Annotated in this window: 14 protein-coding genes; 11 read left to right on the top strand and 3 right to left on the bottom strand. The window is 74.4% G+C overall.

Translation table 11 applies throughout. The features are described 5' to 3' along the window. Window positions 1–111 precede the first annotated feature (111 nt). The 3 genes from AB0K17_RS14770 (at window position 112) to AB0K17_RS14760 (ending at window position 2,519) form a co-directional block, all read left to right on the top strand. Window positions 112–1,278 (top strand): glycerophosphodiester phosphodiesterase, encoded by a 1,167-nt coding sequence (locus AB0K17_RS14770; RefSeq protein WP_365966445.1) that lies wholly within the window; start codon window positions 112–114, stop codon window positions 1,276–1,278. 205 nt (window positions 1,279–1,483) lie between these two features. Further along, window positions 1,484–1,990, top strand: coding sequence for a sigma-70 family RNA polymerase sigma factor (locus tag AB0K17_RS14765; protein WP_365983189.1), 507 nt, complete (start codon window positions 1,484–1,486; stop codon window positions 1,988–1,990). A gap of 28 nt (window positions 1,991–2,018) precedes the next feature. Continuing rightward, window positions 2,019–2,519, top strand: a complete 501-nt coding sequence (locus AB0K17_RS14760) for a GNAT family N-acetyltransferase (RefSeq protein WP_365968260.1) — start codon at window positions 2,019–2,021, stop codon at window positions 2,517–2,519. Window positions 2,520–2,532: 13 nt separating this feature from the next. Here the strand turns inward: AB0K17_RS14760 and AB0K17_RS14755 are convergent, their stop codons facing one another. Both AB0K17_RS14755 and AB0K17_RS14750 read right to left on the bottom strand, forming a co-directional pair. Beyond that, entirely contained in the window at window positions 2,533–2,961 is a 429-nt protein-coding gene (locus AB0K17_RS14755; RefSeq protein WP_365983146.1) for a hypothetical protein, read from the bottom strand. A 1-nt stretch (window position 2,962) separates the two neighbouring features. Continuing rightward, the gene (locus AB0K17_RS14750; protein ID WP_365983145.1) at window positions 2,963–3,322 is read right to left on the bottom strand and encodes a hypothetical protein; all 360 of its coding nucleotides are present in this window, start codon (window positions 3,320–3,322) and stop codon (window positions 2,963–2,965) included. Window positions 3,323–3,802: 480 nt separating this feature from the next. Between AB0K17_RS14750 and AB0K17_RS14745 the strand changes: the two genes are divergently transcribed. The 8 genes from AB0K17_RS14745 to AB0K17_RS14710 all read left to right on the top strand — a co-directional run bounded on the left by AB0K17_RS14745 (window position 3,803) and on the right by AB0K17_RS14710 (window position 15,304). Continuing rightward, the gene (locus AB0K17_RS14745) at window positions 3,803–4,852 is read left to right on the top strand and encodes an ATP-binding cassette domain-containing protein (protein WP_365968257.1); all 1,050 of its coding nucleotides are present in this window, start codon (window positions 3,803–3,805) and stop codon (window positions 4,850–4,852) included. Next, window positions 4,849–5,625, top strand: a complete 777-nt coding sequence (locus AB0K17_RS14740) for a methionine ABC transporter permease (RefSeq protein ID WP_365983144.1) — start codon at window positions 4,849–4,851, stop codon at window positions 5,623–5,625. Before AB0K17_RS14745 ends, AB0K17_RS14740 begins: the two co-directional genes overlap by 4 nt. A 99-nt stretch (window positions 5,626–5,724) precedes the next feature. After that, window positions 5,725–6,594, top strand: coding sequence for a MetQ/NlpA family ABC transporter substrate-binding protein (locus AB0K17_RS14735; protein WP_365968255.1), 870 nt, complete (start codon window positions 5,725–5,727; stop codon window positions 6,592–6,594). A gap of 166 nt (window positions 6,595–6,760) precedes the next feature. Then, the gene (locus tag AB0K17_RS14730; protein WP_365968254.1) at window positions 6,761–7,423 is read left to right on the top strand and encodes a GNAT family N-acetyltransferase; all 663 of its coding nucleotides are present in this window, start codon (window positions 6,761–6,763) and stop codon (window positions 7,421–7,423) included. Between the two features lie 104 nt (window positions 7,424–7,527). Beyond that, window positions 7,528–8,742 (top strand): precorrin-6y C5,15-methyltransferase (decarboxylating) subunit CbiE, encoded by a 1,215-nt coding sequence (gene cbiE / locus AB0K17_RS14725; RefSeq protein WP_365983143.1) that lies wholly within the window; start codon window positions 7,528–7,530, stop codon window positions 8,740–8,742. 220 nt (window positions 8,743–8,962) lie between these two features. After that, entirely contained in the window at window positions 8,963–13,105 is a 4,143-nt protein-coding gene (cobT, locus tag AB0K17_RS14720) for a nicotinate-nucleotide--dimethylbenzimidazole phosphoribosyltransferase (RefSeq protein ID WP_365983142.1), read from the top strand. A 113-nt stretch (window positions 13,106–13,218) separates the two neighbouring features. Beyond that, a complete protein-coding gene (gene cobA / locus AB0K17_RS14715) occupies window positions 13,219–14,442 on the top strand; it encodes a uroporphyrinogen-III C-methyltransferase (RefSeq protein WP_365983141.1) in 1,224 nt (407 codons plus the stop codon). A gap of 43 nt (window positions 14,443–14,485) precedes the next feature. Next, window positions 14,486–15,304 carry an RNA methyltransferase gene (locus AB0K17_RS14710; protein ID WP_365983140.1) on the top strand — a complete coding sequence of 273 codons (819 nt, stop codon included), beginning with the start codon at window positions 14,486–14,488 and terminating at the stop codon, window positions 15,302–15,304. Window positions 15,305–15,448: 144 nt separating this feature from the next. Here the strand turns inward: AB0K17_RS14710 and AB0K17_RS14705 are convergent, their stop codons facing one another. Then, window positions 15,449–16,681, bottom strand: coding sequence for a protein kinase (locus AB0K17_RS14705; protein WP_365968249.1), 1,233 nt, complete (start codon window positions 16,679–16,681; stop codon window positions 15,449–15,451). Window positions 16,682–16,860 lie beyond the last annotated feature (179 nt).

Raw genomic sequence — 16,860 nt, 5'->3', positions numbered from 1 at the left:
AAACGCAGTGTTGACGTGAGTTTTCACTCCGTTCCGTTTCTCGTCCCCCGAGAAGAAGCCGTACGTACATACGATCAGCCGGCGATGGCAACGGCTGGACAAGGAGAGTTCATGCATCAGGAGCAGCGGCCGGGCAGGCGCACGGTGCTGGGGGCCGCGGCGGCCCTGGGCGCGGGAGCGATGACCCTGGGCGGCGGGGTGGCCCCGGCAGCGGCAGCGGCGCCGGCCCCGGCATCCCGAGGCGGTGGCGGTTCGTACAAGGACCTGCCCGTGCCCACCGTCATCGGCCACCGCGGCGCCTGCGGCTACCGGCCCGAGCACACCCTCGGCTCGTACGAGTACGCGCTCGCCATGGGAGCCGACGTCATAGAACAGGACGTCGTGCCCACCAAGGACGGGCACCTCGTCTGCCGCCACGAGAACGACATCACCGCCACCACGGACGTCGCCTCCCGCCCCGAGTTCGCCTCCCGCAAGACCACCAGGACCGTGGACGGCGAGAAGCACACCGGCTGGTTCACCGAGGACTTCACGCTCGCCGAGCTCAAGACGCTCCGCGCCAAGGAGCGCATTCCCGGCAACCGGCAGCACAACACCCTCTACGACGGGTACTGGCAGGTACCCACGTTCGAAGAGGTGCTCAAGTGGGCCGAGGAACAGGGCCGCAAGCGCGGCCGCCGCATCTGGCTGCACGTGGAGACCAAGCACCCCACCTACTTCCGCAAGGCCGGCCTCGGCCTCGAGGAGCGCCTCGCCAAGCTGCTGCGCCGCTACAACCGCTCCGGCCGCAACGGCTACACCTTCCTGCAGTCCTTCGAACCGAGCAGCCTGCAGCGCCTGGGCCGGCTCGGCATCGACTGCCCCAAGATCCTCCTCCTCGACGACCTGCCCACCCGCCCCTGGGACTTCGTCGAGGCCAAGGACCCGCGCACCGTGGCCGACCTCGTCACCCCCGCCGGTCTGAAGTGGGTCTCCGGCTTCGCCCAGGGCATCGGCCCCTGGCTCAACCTCGTCATCCCGCGCGACAAGGCCGGCAAGCTCACCAAGCCGACGACGCTGGTGCGCGACGCGCATGCGGCGGGCCTGATCCTGCACCCGTACACGATGCGCAACGAGAACTCCTTCCTCCCGGCGGACTTCCAGCGCGGAACGGACCCCAACGCGTACGGCGATGCGTTCGGGGCGTTCACGACGTACTTCGCGACGGGCATCGACGGCATCTTCTCCGACAACCCCGACACGGCGGCGCTGGCGCGGGACGCGCACCGGCGCGGCTGAGCAGCTGGGGGTGCCCCCTTCAGCCCGGCCGGCGTTTGAGGCCACCGGGCGGAGCCCGGTCCGGGGGTGCCAGGGGGCGCAGCCCCGCTGGGAGACGGGGAGAGGGAGGGGCTGGGGAACGGCCCGCCGCAGGCGTCGCCGCCCCGAAAGGGTGAACCCGGTGGCCGGTGGAAACCGGCCACCGGCCGGCCGCGTCACCGCCCCCGTGAACGCCCAAGATCTTCTGACCCGCTACGGCCCGCTGCTCAAAGCGGAGTGCGCCGCCGAAGCCCCCGCAGCCGGCATCGACGCCGCCGACCTGGAGCACGACGTCTGGGTGCGGCTCCTCGACGCGAAGGCCGCCGTCTCGGCGCATGGCTTACGGGCCACCGTCCGCGCCGTCGCCCGCCGTGCCCGGCGCCGGGCACGGCGCGAGGTGCCGTACGCCACCGCCCCCCACGCCGCCACCGCCGCGCCCGGCGTGGAGCAGGCGGTGCTGGACGCCGAGTCCGGCCGGGAGCTGCGGGCGGCCGTGCGCCGGCTGCCCGGCCGCTGTGCGGGTTTGCTGTCTGCGATGTTGTCCCGCAAGGACCCGACCTACCGCGAAATCGCAGGGAAGTTGGGAATCTCACAAGGCTCTTTGGGGCCCATCCGTTCCCGTTGCCTGGGATGCCTGCGCAGAATGCTCATCGCGGAGATTGCCGCTCCTGGCCCTTGGGGAAAGGAGCGTTAACGAACCGAAACAGGGGAGGCAGGCGCACATGGGCATGAGCGTGACCATCTCGGCCGCGGCCGAGGCCGATGCCGAGCGGATCCTCAAACTCCAGTACTTGTGCTACCAGAGCGAGGCGGAGCTCTACGGGGACTATTCGATCGAGCCCCTGACCCAGTCCCTCGACGACCTGCGCGCCGAACTGGGCCGCGGCTGCGTGCTCGTGGCCCGGCTCGGCGAGGAGGTCGTCGGTTCGGTGCGCGCCTCGGTGGGCGCGGACGGCACCGCGGACATCACCGGTCTCATCGTGCACCCGCGGATGCAGCGGCACGGCCTGGGCGGCCGGCTGCTGGCGGCGATCGAGGAGCGGCTGGCGGGGGAGTGGTCCGCCAAGCGCTACCGCCTGGCCACGGGGCAGCGCAACGAGGGCAACCTGCGGCTGTACCGCAGGTGGGGCTACGAGCGCACCGGCACCGAGCAGGTCTCCCGGGTGCTGACGCGCATCACCCTGGAGAAGGACGCCCCGGCCGCCCTGGCCACCACGGCCTGAGCCGCGCGCGGCCTCAGCGCGGCGCCCGGCGCAGCCAGATCATGGCGGTCACCGGCAGGATGACGGGGATGAAGAGGTACCCCATGCCGTAGTCGGACCAGACGGTGGCGTCGGGGAAGGACGAGGGGGCGAGCAGGGTCCACGTCCCCACGATCAGCACCCCGGCCAGCTCGGCGGCGCAGCACACCAGCGCCGCCCTGCGGGCCCGCCGTCCGCCGCGCACCAGCGAGTAGGTGATGAAGGCGTAGACGACGGCGGCCGCCGCCGACAGGACGTAGGCCAGCGGCGCCCGGCCGAAGTCGAGGATCATCTGGACGACGGAGCGGGAGGCGGCCGCCACGGTGAAGACGCCGTAGAGCCAGACCAGCAGCCGGCCCGGGCCGTGCCCGAGGTCGAATCCGGTGCTCTCGGCGGTGTCGCTGGCGCGTACGGGCTCTGCCATGTCAGCCTCCCCAGATGTCGTAGAGCCGCACTTCGAGCACGGCGAGGACCACGGCGCCCGCGGCCACGGTGGCCGAGCCCCAGCGGGTGCGCTCGGCCAGCGACATGAAGCCGGCGGCCGGTACGGCGGCCGCCGCACCCAGCAGGTAGGCCACGAAGATCGTGGTGCCCTGGGCCGGCCGGTCGCCGCCGGTGAGGCGGACGACGCCTATGACGAGCTGCGCCAGGGCGAGCACGGCGACCACGGCCATGCCGATGAAGTGCCAGTCCTTGGTGGATTCGTCGCGCGCGAAGGCGAAGCCGCACCAGGCGGCCAGTGCGAGGGCGGCCAGGCCGGCCGCGAGAGTCAGCGCGTCGATCACCGCGGCCCCCCGGCGGTGCGGGCGTGCGAATGGGGCATGACAGGCATGGGACGACTGTAATGGCCCGGTGCGCCCGGTCCGCGCGCGGGCCCGCGCGTGCCGTGCGGTGTCCATGGGGTGAGCGGCACTGTCCGGTATTCGGACAGGCGTGGCCTGTTCGCACACGCTTCTGTTTTACTTGCCCGCATGACCGCGACGAGCACCCGCATGATTGCGACCGAGGCGAAGATGACGCCCGGCGCTGCGCGTCGCATGTGTCGAATGTGTGACTGCTGAGGGCCCCTGTGCCTCGCGCCCCGAAGCGAGACCCCGTCGATCCCGCCCGGTGACACCCCGGACCCGGATCGCACCGCCCCGCGTCACCCGGCCCCGAGCCCGTGCCCCCGGCGCCCGCAGGGACCGCCCGATGTCGCGTTCCGCAATGCATGCCCGTGCCGGCGCCGTCGTCGCCGCGCACTCGAACAGTGACGGAATCCTTCTGTGATCACCACACAAGGCCTGAGCAAGGTCTACCGCTCACGCGGCCGCGAGGTCACCGCCCTCGACGGCGTCGACCTCCACGTGCGCGAGGGCGAGGTGTACGGCGTCATCGGTCAGAGCGGCGCCGGCAAGTCGACCCTCATCCGCTGCGTCAACCTCCTGGAGCGCCCCACCTCCGGCACGGTCACCGTCGCCGGCCAGGACCTCACCGCGCTCGCCGGCCGCGGCCAGCGGGCGAACGCCGCGCTGCGCACGGCCCGCAGCCGCATCGGCATGGTCTTCCAGCACTTCAACCTGCTCTCCTCGCGCACCGTGCAGGCCAACGTCGAGCTGCCACTGGAGATCCTCGGCCTCGACCGCCGCGAGCGCGAGCGCAAGGCGGTGGAGCTGCTCGACCTCGTCGGCCTCGCCGACAAGGCCCGCGCCTACCCCGGCCAGCTTTCCGGCGGCCAGAAGCAGCGCGTCGGCATCGCCCGCGCCCTGGCCGGCGACCCCAAGGTGCTGCTCTCCGACGAGTCGACCTCCGCGCTCGACCCGGAGACCACCCGCTCCATCCTGACGCTGCTGCGCGACCTCAACCAGCAGCTCGGCCTGACGATCATGCTCATCACCCACGAGATGGACGTCGTCAAGACGATCTGCGACTCCGCCGCCCTGATGAAGGCCGGCCGCGTCGTGGAGTCGGGCACCGTCTCCGAGCTGCTCGCCACCCCCGGCTCCGAGCTCGCCGCCGAGCTGTTCCCCGTCGGCGGCGAGCCCTCCGGGCCCGACCGCACCGTCGTGGACGTCACCTTCCACGGCGAGGCCGCCACCCAGCCGGTCATCTCCCAGCTCTCCCGCACGTACAACATCGACATCTCGATCCTGGGCGCCGCGATGGACACCGTCGCCGGCAAGCAGATCGGCCGGATGCGCATCGAGCTGCCCGGCCGCTTCGAGGAGAACGTCGTCCCCATCGGCTTCCTGCGCGAGCAGGGCCTGCAGGTGGACGTGGCGGACGTGCAGAGCCCGCCCCCCGCCGCCCCGCTCCTGAAGGAAGGTGCCAAGTGACCTGGGCCGAGATGCAGCCCCTGCTGCGCGACGCGTGTCTGGACACCCTCTTCATGGTGTGGTGGTCCACCGTCTACGCCGTCATCGGCGGCCTGCCCCTGGGCCTGCTGCTCGTGCTGACCGACCGGGGCGCGCTGCTGCAGAACGCCGCCGTCAACAAGGTGCTCGGCGCGATCCTCAACCTCGGGCGCTCGCTGCCGTTCATCATCCTCATCGTCTGGCTGATCCCCTTCAGCCGGCTCGTCGTCGGCACCTCCATCGGCCCCAGCGCCGCCGTGGTCGCCCTCGCCATCGGCGCGATCCCCTTCTTCGCCCGCCTGGTCGAGACCGCGGTCCGCGAGGTCGACCACGGGCTGGTCGAGGCCGTCCAGTCGATGGGCGGCGGCACCTGGACGATCATCTTCAAGGTGCTCCTCCCGCAGGCCCTGCCCTCCCTGATCGCCGGCCTGACCACCACCGTCATCACCCTCATCGGCTACTCGGCCATGGCCGGCGCCGTCGGCGGCGGCGGCCTGGGCAACCTCGCCATCACCTACGGCTACCAGCGCCGCGAGGACGCCCTGATGAACATCACCATCGTGCTGCTCATCGTCATCGTCACCGTCGTCCAGATCGCCGGCGACCTCGCCGTACGCCGTCTGGCCTCCCGCGGCGGCCGCCAGGCCGCCCCCGTGGGCCTGCGCCGGCTGCTGCCCGCCCAGCGCACGGCGACCACCACCACCCCGGACCAGGCCGCCCCCGAGGCCGAGGCCGTCCCCACCAAGGCGGCCTGACCGGACCCACCCCCCCACAGACCCGCGAGAGCCCGGACCCTTTGCCGGGCGCACACCCCTCCGGAACACCAGAAACATTCAGCAAGGAAGGCACTCTTCGTGCGTACCACCGCCAAGCTCACCGCCGCCCTCGCGGCCGCCGCCGCCCTCACCCTGGGCGTCACCGCCTGCAGCGCCCCCTCCGACACCTCCTCCGGCTCGTCCAAGAAGGGCAAGGACGCCGACCCCGCGGCCAAGCTCGTCGTGGCCGCCAGCCCCACCCCGCACGGCGACATCCTCAACTTCGTCCGCGACCACCTCGCCGCGAAGGCCGGCCTCAAGCTGGAGGTCAAGGAGTTCAACGACTACGTCCTGCCGAACACCGCCACGCAGAACGGCGAGGTCGACGCGAACTTCTTCCAGCACAAGCCGTACCTCGACGACTTCAACAAGAAGAACAAGACGGACATCGTGCCCGTCGTCAACGTCGAGATCGAGCCGCTCGGCCTGTACTCCAAGAAGGGGAAGAAGGTCGCCGACCTCGGCTCCGGCTCCACCATCGCCGTCCCCAACGACGCCACCAACGAGGGACGCGCCCTGAAGCTGCTCGCCGACAACGGCGTCATCAAGCTCAAGGACGGCGTCGGCGCCGCGGCCCGGCTCTCCGACGTCGAGGACAAGAAGGGCGTCGAGTTCACCGAGCTCGAAGCCGCCCAGATCCCCTCCCGACTCGCCGACGTGGACGCCGCCGTCATCAACGGCAACTTCGCCATCGGCGCCAAGCTCAGCCCCGCCAAGGACGCCATCGCCCTGGAGAAGGCCGACGGCAACCCCTACGCCAACTTCCTCGCGGTGAAGAAGGGCAACGAGGCCGACCCCCGCATCACCAAGCTCGCCCAGCTGCTCAACTCCGACGAGGTGAAGAAGTTCATCCAGGAGAAGTTCAGCAACGGCGCCGTCATCCCCGCCTTCGGCCCCGTCAAGAGCTGACACCTTGTAATCTCGGCCCTCCGTACGGTCGTAAGGCCCCGCGCACACAACACCCCGTGCGCGGGGCCCTGCGCTTGGCACACCCGCCCGCCGATGCTGCATGCTGGTGCACCCGAGCCCCACCCGTACACCCCGAGCCCACCCGCCCCCGGCGTTGGAGCAGCGCATGACATCCACCTTTCCGGACATCTCCATCAGTACGGACCGGCTGGTGCTGCGCCCGTTCGAGGCAGGCGACGTCCCCGCGCTCGCCGAGATGATGAACGACGAGCTCATCACCGCCTGGACCGCCGCCCCTCACCCCTACACCACCGCCGACGCCCGCGACTGGGCCCTGCGCCGCGCCCCCGCCGAACGCTCCACCGGGCGCGGAATCGTCTTTGCGGTCACCGAGTTCCTCACCCACCGCCTCGTGGGCACCCTCCACCTGCGCAACACCGACTGGCGCACCCTGACCACCGAGGTCTCCTACGTCACCGCCCCCTGGGCCCGCGGCGAGGGCTACGCCTGCGAATCCCTCCTCGCGGTCGCCGAGTGGCTCTTCCGCGACCAGCGCTTCCAGCGCCTGGAACTGCGCACCGCCGCCGACAACACCGCCGCCCAGCAGGTCGCCCAGAAGGCCGGCTGCGTCAGCGAGGGCGTCCTGCGCAACGCCTGGATAGGCCGCAGCCGCACCGAAGGTGCCGGCTGGACCGAGATCCGCACCGACCTCATCCTGTGGAGCCTGCTGCCGGAGGACCTCGACGAGGGCGAGGACCACCACCCCGCCGACTGGGACCGCTCCGGCCACCCCTCCCACGCCGCACCCGCCTTCCCCGTCTGGCGCTGACCGGCACCCACGCCGCGCAGCCCCGGCCGCCACCGGCCGGGGTACGCTCGTGCTGCCCGCCCCCACGGGGCCCGACCTGCGACAAGCCCAGGAGACAGACGACGATGGCCGACCGGGTCACGGTGATCGGCTGGGACGGCTCGCCGCTGACGGCCGGGGCCCGCTCGGCCCTCGCCGCCGCCACCCTCGTCGCCGGCGCACCCCACCACCTGGCCCTGCCCGAGGTGCCCGCCGACGCCGAGCGCATCCGCCTCGGCAGCCTCGACCTCGCCGCCCGCCGCATCGCCGCCCACCGCGGCTCCGCCGTCGTCCTCGCCGACGGCGACCCCGGCTTCTTCGGCGTCGTGCGCACCCTGCGCGCCCCCGACTACGGCCTGGAGATCGAGGTCGTCCCCGCCGTCTCCTCCGTTGCTACCGCCTTCGCCCGGGCCGGCATGCCCTGGGACGACGCCCAGGTCGTCGTCGCCCACGCCCGCGACCTGCGCCGCGCCGTCAACGTCTGCCGCGCCCACCCCAAGGTCGCCGTCCTCACCTCCCCCGGCGCCGGCCCCGCCGAACTCGCCCTGCTGCTCGGCGACGTCCACCGCACCTTCGTCATCTGCGAGGAACTGGGCACCGCCCGCGAACAGGTCACCGTCGTCACCTCCGACCGGGCCGCCGACCACGCCTGGCGCGACCCCAACGTCGTCATCGTCATCGGCGGCTCCGGCACCCCGCTCGGCCGCGGTGGCACCTGGATCGCCGGCCGCGACCCCGGCCAGCCCCCGGCCGTACGCGGCTGGGCCCTGCCCGCCCGCGCCTACGACACCACCCTCGGCGAGGGCGAGAGCACCGAACTGCGCGCCGCCCAACTCGCACGCCTCGGCCCCCGCGTGGGCGACCTCGTCTGGGACATCGGCTCCGGCAGCGGCGCCGCCGCCATCGAGGCCGCCCGCTTCGGCGCCGCCGTCATCGCCGTCGACCGCGACCCCGATGCCTGCCGCCGCGCAGCCTCACTCGCCCGCCGCTACGGCACCCAGCTGCAGGTCGTCCACGGCACCGCCCCGCAGATCCTGGAGGAACTTCCCGAACCGGACGTCGTCCGCGTCGGCGGCGGCGGCCCCGCCGTCGTCGCCGCCTGCGCCGACCGCCGCCCCGAACGCATCGTCACCCACGCCGCCACGCGCGACGACGCCGAAGCCGTCGGCCGCGTCCTCGCCGAAGGCGGCTACACGGTGCACTGCACACTGCTCCAGGCAGTGGACTTGGACACAGGCGACTGGACGGAGCGCGAGCGCGCCGTAGCCTTCCTCCTGAGTGGCCGTCGCACCCACCCCTGAGGGCCCCCGGGCCCGTTCGGGGTAGGCTGGCGGATCGTTGTGCCGCCGGTCAGCGGTGTCCGACACCACACCCGCCAATGCCCCGAAGGCCTCACCCTTTTGGCGCGTACAGGGCAGGGTGGCATCGGTGGCACACAACGTGCCGCGAGGCATGGACGCTCGTTGTTGTCTGTGGGCGGCAGCGGTTGGAAGGAGCACTACCGATGGGCGAGGGGTACGCATGACCGACACCGGCCGGTTCCCGGGCGAGGGACAGCCGGAGAACGCAGGCGCGCTGCCCGGGCACACCGCAGACCCTGCCGACACCGCAGCCCCAGCCCCCTACGCCTACCTCGAACCCGACGCCGCGGACGAGGACGACCTGCTGCTCATGCCCGGCGCCCAGGGCGCCTGGAGCGAACAGCCCCCCGCCCAGGGCGGCACCCACGAGACCGGCGGCCGCGACACCGGCTCCGTCGACTTCACCGAGGTCCGCACCCCCCCGGCCGCCGCCCCGCCGCGCCGCCCCCTCCACATGGGCCCGCCCGTCCCGGAGCCGGGCAGCGGCGTCGTCCGCTCCCTCGCCGACCGCGGCCCCGCCGCCCCGCAGCAGCCCGTCGGCACCCCCGCCCCTCCCGTCGGCGGCGTCGAGTACGCCGAGCCCGGCGCGGAGCAGCCGGCGTTCGTACCGCCGCAGCACGCGGGCGACGCGCCCGGCGCCCCCGTCGACGCCACCGCGGGAGCCGGCGTGCCCGCGCAGCGCGCCGCCGACGTCCCCACCGTCGCCCCGGGCGCCGCCCAGGCCCTCGTCGACCGCGTCCTGCCCACGACGGCCCCGGCCGCGCCCGCCCCCGGGCCGGATGACGCCCCGTCGGCGGAGCCCTTCGCCGCCCCCGCCGAACCGGCCGCGGCCCTGCCGCAGGAGGACCCCACCCCGGTGGCACCCCCTGCCTCCGTCGCCCGAGGGATGGGCGTGGGCGCCTTCCTGGACGACCCCGCCGAGCCCGCACAACCGCCGGCGCCGGCCGTTGCGGCCGCCCAGTCCGCCGCGGCTCCGCCGGCGGCCGAGCCTGCCGAGCCCGCGGCTCCCGCCCCGGCCGAGCCCGCCGAGCCCGCCGCCCCGCAGGCTGCGGCACCGGCCGAGGCCGCCGAGGCAGTTGCCGTGGCACCCGCCGCCCCGACTCCGGCCGAGCCCGCCGTCGTCGCGGCACCGGCCGAGGCTGTCGCCGCCGAGGCTGCTCAGCCCGTCGAACCCCAGGCCGCAGCCCAGGCGCCGGCCGGGCCCGGCGAGCCGCAGGCAGCGGACCAGACGCCGGCCGAGGACGTCGCGGCCACCGCCGCGATGTCCGCCGAGCCGCAGGTCGCGGCCTCGGCCGAGTCCGCCGTCGTGGAGGCTGCCGCGCCGGCCGAGGCCCGGCCCGCCGTCCCGGCTCCGGCCGAGCCGGTTGACTCCGTTGCCACCGAGCCGCAGGCCGTGGCTCCGGCCGAGTCCGCCGCCGCGGATGCTGCCGCGCCGGCCGAGGCCCCAACGGCAGCTCCGGCTCCGGCCGAGCCGCAGGCTGCAGTTCCGGCTCCGGCTCCGGCCGAGCCGCAGGCTGCAGTTCCGGCTCCGGCTCCGGCGGAGCCGCAGGCCGCGGCCCCGGCCGAGCCGGTCGAGTCTGCCGCCGTCGCATCGGCGGAACCGCAGGCTGCTGCCGCAGCCCCGACCGAAGCCGCCACCGTTGCGCCCGTCGAGCCGCAGGCCGTGGCCCAGGTCGAGGGCGTTGTCGCCGAGCCCGTCGCGCCGGCCGAGCCCCAGGCCGCGGCCCCCGCCCCGGCCGCGGCCCCCACCGTCGTACCCGCCGAGCCCGCCCCGGCCCCGGCGGCCGACCCCGCGTCGGCGGACGCAGCCGTGCCGGCGGACGTGCCCGCCACGGGCGTTGTGCCCGACCCGGCTGCCGTGCCGGCATCGGTGGACGCGCCCGCGCCGGTCGCCGAGCCCGCACCGGCCGCCGCGGCCGCCCCGGTCATTGACGCTGCGTCGGCAGGCGCAGCCGCACCGGCGGCCGCCGTGCCCGCGTCGGCAGACGCGTCCGCACCGGCCACCGCCCCTGCGTCGGTAGACGCGGTCGCACCGGCGGAGGCGCCCGCCCCGGCCGCCGTGCCCGTATCGGCGGACGCGGCCGCCCCGGTCACCGAGCCCGCGCCGATGGACGCGTCCGTACCGACCACCGCCCCTGCGTCGGCAGACGCGCCCGCCTCGGCCGTCGAGGCCGCACCGGCCACCGAGCCCGCGTCGGCAGACGCACCCGCACCGGCCGTCGAGGCCGCGGCAGACGCGCCCGCCACGGCCGTCGAGGCCGCCCCCGCCACCGACCCCGCGTCGGTAGACGTGACCGCCCCGGTCGCCGTGGCCGCACCGGCCACCGAGCCCGCGTCGGCAGACGCACCCGCCTCGGCCGTCGAGGCCCCGGCAGGCGCGCCCGCCACGGCCGCCGCGGCCGCCCCCGCCACCGACCCCGCGTCGGCAGACGCACCCGCACCGGCCGCCGAGGCCGAGCCGCCCGCCGAAGGGCCCCGTGTGCGGCTCATCGACGAGCCGGACGTCGATGCCACCGCCCAAGCCGGGCCGGAGGCCGTGCCCGTGGCCGTGGCCGCCCCGCCCGCCGGCCCCCCGGCGGAAGGGTTCGGGGACGCCGAGCGTGCCGCCGTGCACCGGGTGATGCGCGAGCGGCGCGACATCCGCAACGGCTTCCGCCCCGACCCCATCCCGCACGAGGTGCTGCTGCGGGTGCTGGAGGCCGCGCACACCGCGCCCAGCGTCGGGCATTCGCAGCCGTGGGACTTCGTCGTCATCCGTTCGGCGGAGACCCGTCGGGCGATGCACGAGCTGGCGACCCGTCAGCGCGAGGCGTACGCCAAGTCGCTGCCCAAGGGCCGGGCCAAGCAGTTCAAGGAAATGAAGATCGAGGCGATCCTCGAGACGCCCGTCAACATCGTCGTCACCGCCGACCCCACCCGGGGCGGCCGGCACACCCTGGGCCGGCACACCCAGCCGCAGATGGCGCCGTACTCCTCCGCCCTGGCCGTCGAGAACCTCTGGCTCGCCGCCCGCGCCGAGGGCCTCGGCGTGGGCTGGGTCAGCTTCTTCGACGAGCGCGAGATGGTGCGTGCCCTCGGTCTGCCCGAGCATCTGGAGGTCGTCGCCTACCTGTGCGTCGGGTACGTCGACGAGTTCCCCGACGAGCCGGAGCTGATGCAGGCCGGCTGGTCGAAGCGCCGTCCGCTGTCGTGGGTGGTGCACGAGGAGGAGTACGGGCGCCGGGCCCTGCCCGGTGAGGAGCCGCACGACCTGCTCGCGGAGACCCTGCGCGGTATCCGTCCGCTGGACGCCAAGGCGCTCGGCGAGGCGTGGGAGCGGCAGAAGCGCATGACGAAGCCGTCGGGCGCGCTCGGCATGCTGGAGATCATTTCGGCGCAGCTGTGCGGCCTGTCCCGCAAGTGCCCGCCGCCGATCCCCGAGCCCGCGGCCGTCGCGATCTTCGCCGGCGACCACGGTGTGCACCACCAGGGCGTCACGGCCTGGCCCCAGGAGGTCACCTCGCAGATGGTGGCCAACTTCCTGGGCGGCGGCGCGGTGTGCAACGCCTTCGCCAATCAGGTGGGGGCCGAGGTGTGCGTGGTCGACGTCGGTGTGGCCTCGGAGCTGCCGACGACGCCGGGGCTGCTGCCGCGCAAGGTCCGGGCCGGTACGAACGACTTCACCACCGGCCCCGCGATGACCCGCGAGGAGGCGCTGCGCGCGGTCGAGGTGGGCATCGAGACCGCCCGCGACCTCGTCACGGCCGGCAACAAGGCCCTGCTCACCGGTGAGATGGGCATCGCCAACACCACGGTGTCCGCGGCGCTCATCTCCGTCTACACCGGCGCCGACCCGGCGGAGATCACCGGGCGGGGCACCGGCATCAACGACGAGATGCACGCCCGCAAGATCGACGTGGTGCGCCGTGCCCTGGAGCTGCACCAGCCCGACCCGGGGGACCCCATCGGCGTCCTCGCGGCCATCGGCGGCCTGGAGCACGCGGCGCTCGTCGGCCTCATCCTCGGCGGCGCGTCGCTGCGTACGCCGGTGATCCTCGACGGTGTCAGCGCCGGTGCCGCGGCCCTCGTGGCCCGGGCCGTCGCGCCGGAGGCGCTGGCCGCGTGCATCGCGGGTCACCGCAGCGCGGAGCCGGGGCACGTGGCGGCGCTGACGAAGCTGGGCCTGCGCCCGCTGGTGGACCTGGACCTGCGCCTCGGCGAGGGCACGGGTGCGCTGCTGGCGCTGCCGGTCGTGCAGAGCGCTGCGCGGGCGATGCACGAGGTGGCGACGTTCGACAAGGCCGGGGTCAGCGAGAAGGCCTGACGCCGGTGCACCGGCCGGTGGGCAATCGTTCTGTCATACGGGACGATTGCCCACCGGCGCGCCGGCCCCCTTAGGGTGTCCCCACCAGCGCATTTGTCAGAGGAGCCCGCACCATGGCAGAGCCTTTGCCCTACCCCGTCGGACTGCGTCTCGCCGGTCGCCGCGTCGTCGTGCTCGGCGGCGGTCAGGTCGCCCAGCGCCGGTTGCCGGGCCTGGTGGCCGCCGGAGCCGACGTGCTCCTCGTCTCGCCCTCCGTCACTCCTTCCGTCGAGGCCATGGTCACGGCGGGCGAGGTGCGTTGGGAGCGCCGCCGGTACCGCGACGGCGACCTCGACGGCGCCTGGTACGCGCTGATCAGCACCGACGACGCCGACGCCAACGCGGCGGCCTCCGCCGAGGCCGAGGCCCGCCGGGTGTGGGCCGTGCGCAGCGACGACGCCGAGGCGGCCACGGCCTGGACGCCCGCCACCGGGCGCGCCGCCGGGGTCACCGTCGCCGTCCTCACCGGGCAGGACCCGCGCCGCTGCGCCGCCGTGCGGGACGCCGTCGTCGAGGGCCTGCGCGACGGAACGCTCGCCGCCCCGCACCACCGGGCCCGGGCCAAGGGCGTCGCCCTGGTCGGCGGCGGTCCCGGCGACCCCGACCTGATCACCGTGCGCGGCCGCCGGCTGCTGGCGGAGGCGGACGTCGTCATCGCCGACCGGCTCGGCCCGCGCGACCTGCTCGACGAACTGCCGCCGCACGTCCAGGTCATCGACGCCGCCAAGATCCCCTACGGCCGGTTCATGGCCCAGGAGGCCATCAACGACGCGCTGATCGAGCACGCCAAGGCGGGCAAGGCCGTGGTGCGCCTCAAGGGCGGCGACCCGTTCGTCTTCGGCCGCGGCATGGAGGAGGTGCAGGCGCTCGCCGAGCACGGCATCCCCTGCACCGTGGTGCCCGGCATCTCCAGCTCCATCAGCGTGCCCGCCGCGGCCGGCATCTCCGTCACGCACCGGGGCCTGGCGCAGGAGTTCACCGTGGTCAGCGGCCACGTGGCCCCCGACGACCCGCGCTCGCGCGTGAACTGGGCCGCCCTGGCCCGGCTCACGGGCACGCTCGTGCTGCTGATGTCCGTCGAGAACATCCCCACCATCGCCGACACCCTCATCGGTCACGGCCGCCCCGCCGGCACGCCCGTCGCCGTCGTCCAGGAAGGCACCACCACCGCCCAGCGCCGCGTGGACGCCACCCTCGCGACGGTGGGGGAGCGGGTGCGGACCGAGGGCATACGCCCGCCCGCCGTCATCGTCATCGGCGAGGTGACGGCGGTCGGCCCGGCCGGACCGAACAGCTGACCTCCACCCATCACCCCACGGACAGACCGGGAAGCACCACAGCATGGCCGAGCTCATCACCATCGACGACCCCGACGACCCCCGCCTGCACGACTACACCGGCCTGACCGACGTCGAACTGCGCCGCCGCCGCGAGCCCGCCGAGGGCCTGTTCATCGCCGAGGGCGAGAAGGTCGTCCGGCGCGCCCTGCAGGCCGGGTACGCCATGCGGTCGATGCTGCTGTCGGCCAAGTGGATCGAGGTGATGCAGGACGTCATCGAGGACTCCGAGGCCCCGGTCTACGTCGTCACGCCGCGGCTGGCCGAGCAGGTGACGGGCTATCACGTCCACCGCGGTGCCCTGGCCTCGATGCAGCGCAGGCCCCTGCCGGCCGCCGGCGACCTGCTGACCACCGCGCGCCGCGTGGTGGTGATGGAACGCGTCAACGACCACACCAACATCGGCGCCATCTTCCGTAGCGCCGCGGCCCTCGGCATGGACGCCGTGCTCCTCTCCCCGGACTGCGCCGACCCCCTCTACCGGCGTTCGGTGAAGGTCTCCATGGGCGCCGTCTTCTCCGTCCCCTACGCCCGGCTGGAGGACTGGCCGCGCGACCTGGACGCCGTACGCGGGGCGGGCTTCAAGGTCCTGGCCCTGACCCCCGACGAGCGCGCCACCTCCATGGACGACGCCGCCCCGCACCGCCTGGAGCGGGTGGCCCTGATGCTGGGCGCCGAGGGCGACGGCCTGACCCCCCGCGCCCTGCGCGCGGCGGACGAATGGGTGCGCATCCCGATGGCCCACGGCGTGGACTCCCTCAACGTGGGCGCCGCGGCGGCGGTGGCCTTCTACGCGGTGACGGCAGGCCGCGCAGCGGCCTGACGGCAGACATGCAGCGCCCCGCAGGGGCGCGGGGAACTGCGCGATCGGCCACGGACGGCCTGCAGCCGACACCGCACCTGCGGGAGCGTCGTGGCTTGTCGCGCCCACGCGGCGGTAGCCGCAGATCGATACCGCCCCGCGCCCCTAACGGGCGCCCCCCACCACCGTCCGGTGGGGCCTGCCCTGGGAGTGGGAGGGGCCCTGGCAGCCCTGGGCCGCCGCGATGCCCAGGGCGACGAGCAGCGTGACCACCACGAAGACGATCAGCCGCTGACGCAGCAGGTTGCGGTCCGGACCCGGACGGCGTGCGCCCGATTTCGTCTGCGCCCCGGAACGGGGTGCTCCGCCGCGGGGCATGGGCCGGGTGGGTGTGGGCCGGCCGCGGCCGGCCGGGGCCGCCTGCGGTGCCGGGCGGCCCGCCGCCGGGCCGGGGCGGGGCGTGGGGGAGCTGCCGGGGCGGCGCTCGGTGCGCTGGCGCTCGTACTCCACCGCCCGGCGGGCCGAGGGTCGGTCGGGCTCGCGGCGCGGCGACGGCGGCCGGCCCTCGCCGATGCCGTGCGCCTCGCGGGCGGCGATCTCCTTCAGCCGCAGGGACAGCTGCAGCGTGCTGGGCCGCTCTTCGGGATCCTTGGCCAGGCAGGCGTGGATGAGCGGGGCGAGCGCGTCGGGGACGGCCATGAGCTGGGGTTCCTCGTGGACCACCCGGTAGAGCATGACCTCGGAACTGCCCTGCCCGAAGGGGGAGTCGGCCGTCGCCGCGTAGGCGAGCGTGGCGCCCAGGGCGAAGACGTCGGTGGCCGGGGTCACCGCGGCGCCCCGGACCTGCTCGGGCGCGAGGAAGCCGGGCGAGCCGACCGCCGTGCCCACGTGCGTGAGCGTGCTGGCCCCGGTGGCCCAGGCGATGCCGAAGTCGATGATCCGCGGGCCTTTGGGGGACAGCAGGATGTTGGAGGGCTTGAGGTCGCGGTGCACGACGCCCGCGTCGTGCACGGCCAGCAGCCCCTCGGCCAACGCGGCGCCGATGGAGGCGGTCTGAGCGGCCGACAGGGGCCCCTCCTCGTTGACCTTGTCGTGCAGCGAGGGCCCGGGCACGTACTGGGTGGCGAACCACGGACGGTCCGCCTCCAGGTCCGCGGCCACCAGCCGCGCCGTGCAGCCGCCGCGGATTCGCCGGGCGGCGGAGACCTCGCGGGCGAAGCGGGAGCGGAACTCCTGGTCCTCCGCCAGGTCGGGGCGGATCACCTTCAGCGCCACGCGCTGCCCGCGCCGGTCCGACCCCAGGTAGACCACGCCCATGCCGCCCGCGCCGAGCCGGCGGTGCAGCCGGAAATTGCCGACGACACGCGGGTCCTCGCGCCGGAGCCGCATCATCGTCATCTTCGTCCCCTACCTCCGGTGGGGCTGCCCCACACAGCTGCCCGGCCTCTGACGTGGCACAGCTTACGGATTGACGGACGGTCGTGCTGCGAGGCCGCGCATGCGTCGGCGACCGGATTGCCCGCCACCGGCCGGTGGCGGCCACGGCCGCGCCCGGCTCCGTACGGGTCGTCGCGCCG

The organism is Streptomyces sp. NPDC049585, from assembly GCF_040675615.1.
Lineage (GTDB): Bacteria > Actinomycetota > Actinomycetes > Streptomycetales > Streptomycetaceae > Streptomyces > Streptomyces luteosporeus.
The sequence above is the reverse complement of the archived record's forward strand: the minus strand, read 5'-3'. Positions and strand labels throughout refer to the sequence as shown.

Bases quoted from the DNA above. Each gene is read 5' to 3' on its own strand.
- AB0K17_RS14760 (WP_365968260.1), top strand. From the start codon at position 2,019: ATGGGCATGAGCGTGACCATCTCGGCCGCGGCCGAGGCCGATGCCGAG.
- AB0K17_RS14770 (WP_365966445.1), top strand. From the start codon at position 112: ATGCATCAGGAGCAGCGGCCGGGCAGGCGCACGGTGCTGGGGGCCGCG.
- AB0K17_RS14730 (WP_365968254.1), top strand. From the start codon at position 6,761: ATGACATCCACCTTTCCGGACATCTCCATCAGTACGGACCGGCTGGTG.
- cbiE (WP_365983143.1), top strand. From the start codon at position 7,528: ATGGCCGACCGGGTCACGGTGATCGGCTGGGACGGCTCGCCGCTGACG.
- cobA (WP_365983141.1), top strand. From the start codon at position 13,219: ATGGCAGAGCCTTTGCCCTACCCCGTCGGACTGCGTCTCGCCGGTCGC.
- AB0K17_RS14710 (WP_365983140.1), top strand. From the start codon at position 14,486: ATGGCCGAGCTCATCACCATCGACGACCCCGACGACCCCCGCCTGCAC.
- AB0K17_RS14705 (WP_365968249.1), bottom strand. From the start codon at position 16,681: ATGACGATGATGCGGCTCCGGCGCGAGGACCCGCGTGTCGTCGGCAAT.
- AB0K17_RS14755 (WP_365983146.1), bottom strand. From the start codon at position 2,961: ATGGCAGAGCCCGTACGCGCCAGCGACACCGCCGAGAGCACCGGATTC.
- cobT (WP_365983142.1), top strand. From the start codon at position 8,963: ATGACCGACACCGGCCGGTTCCCGGGCGAGGGACAGCCGGAGAACGCA.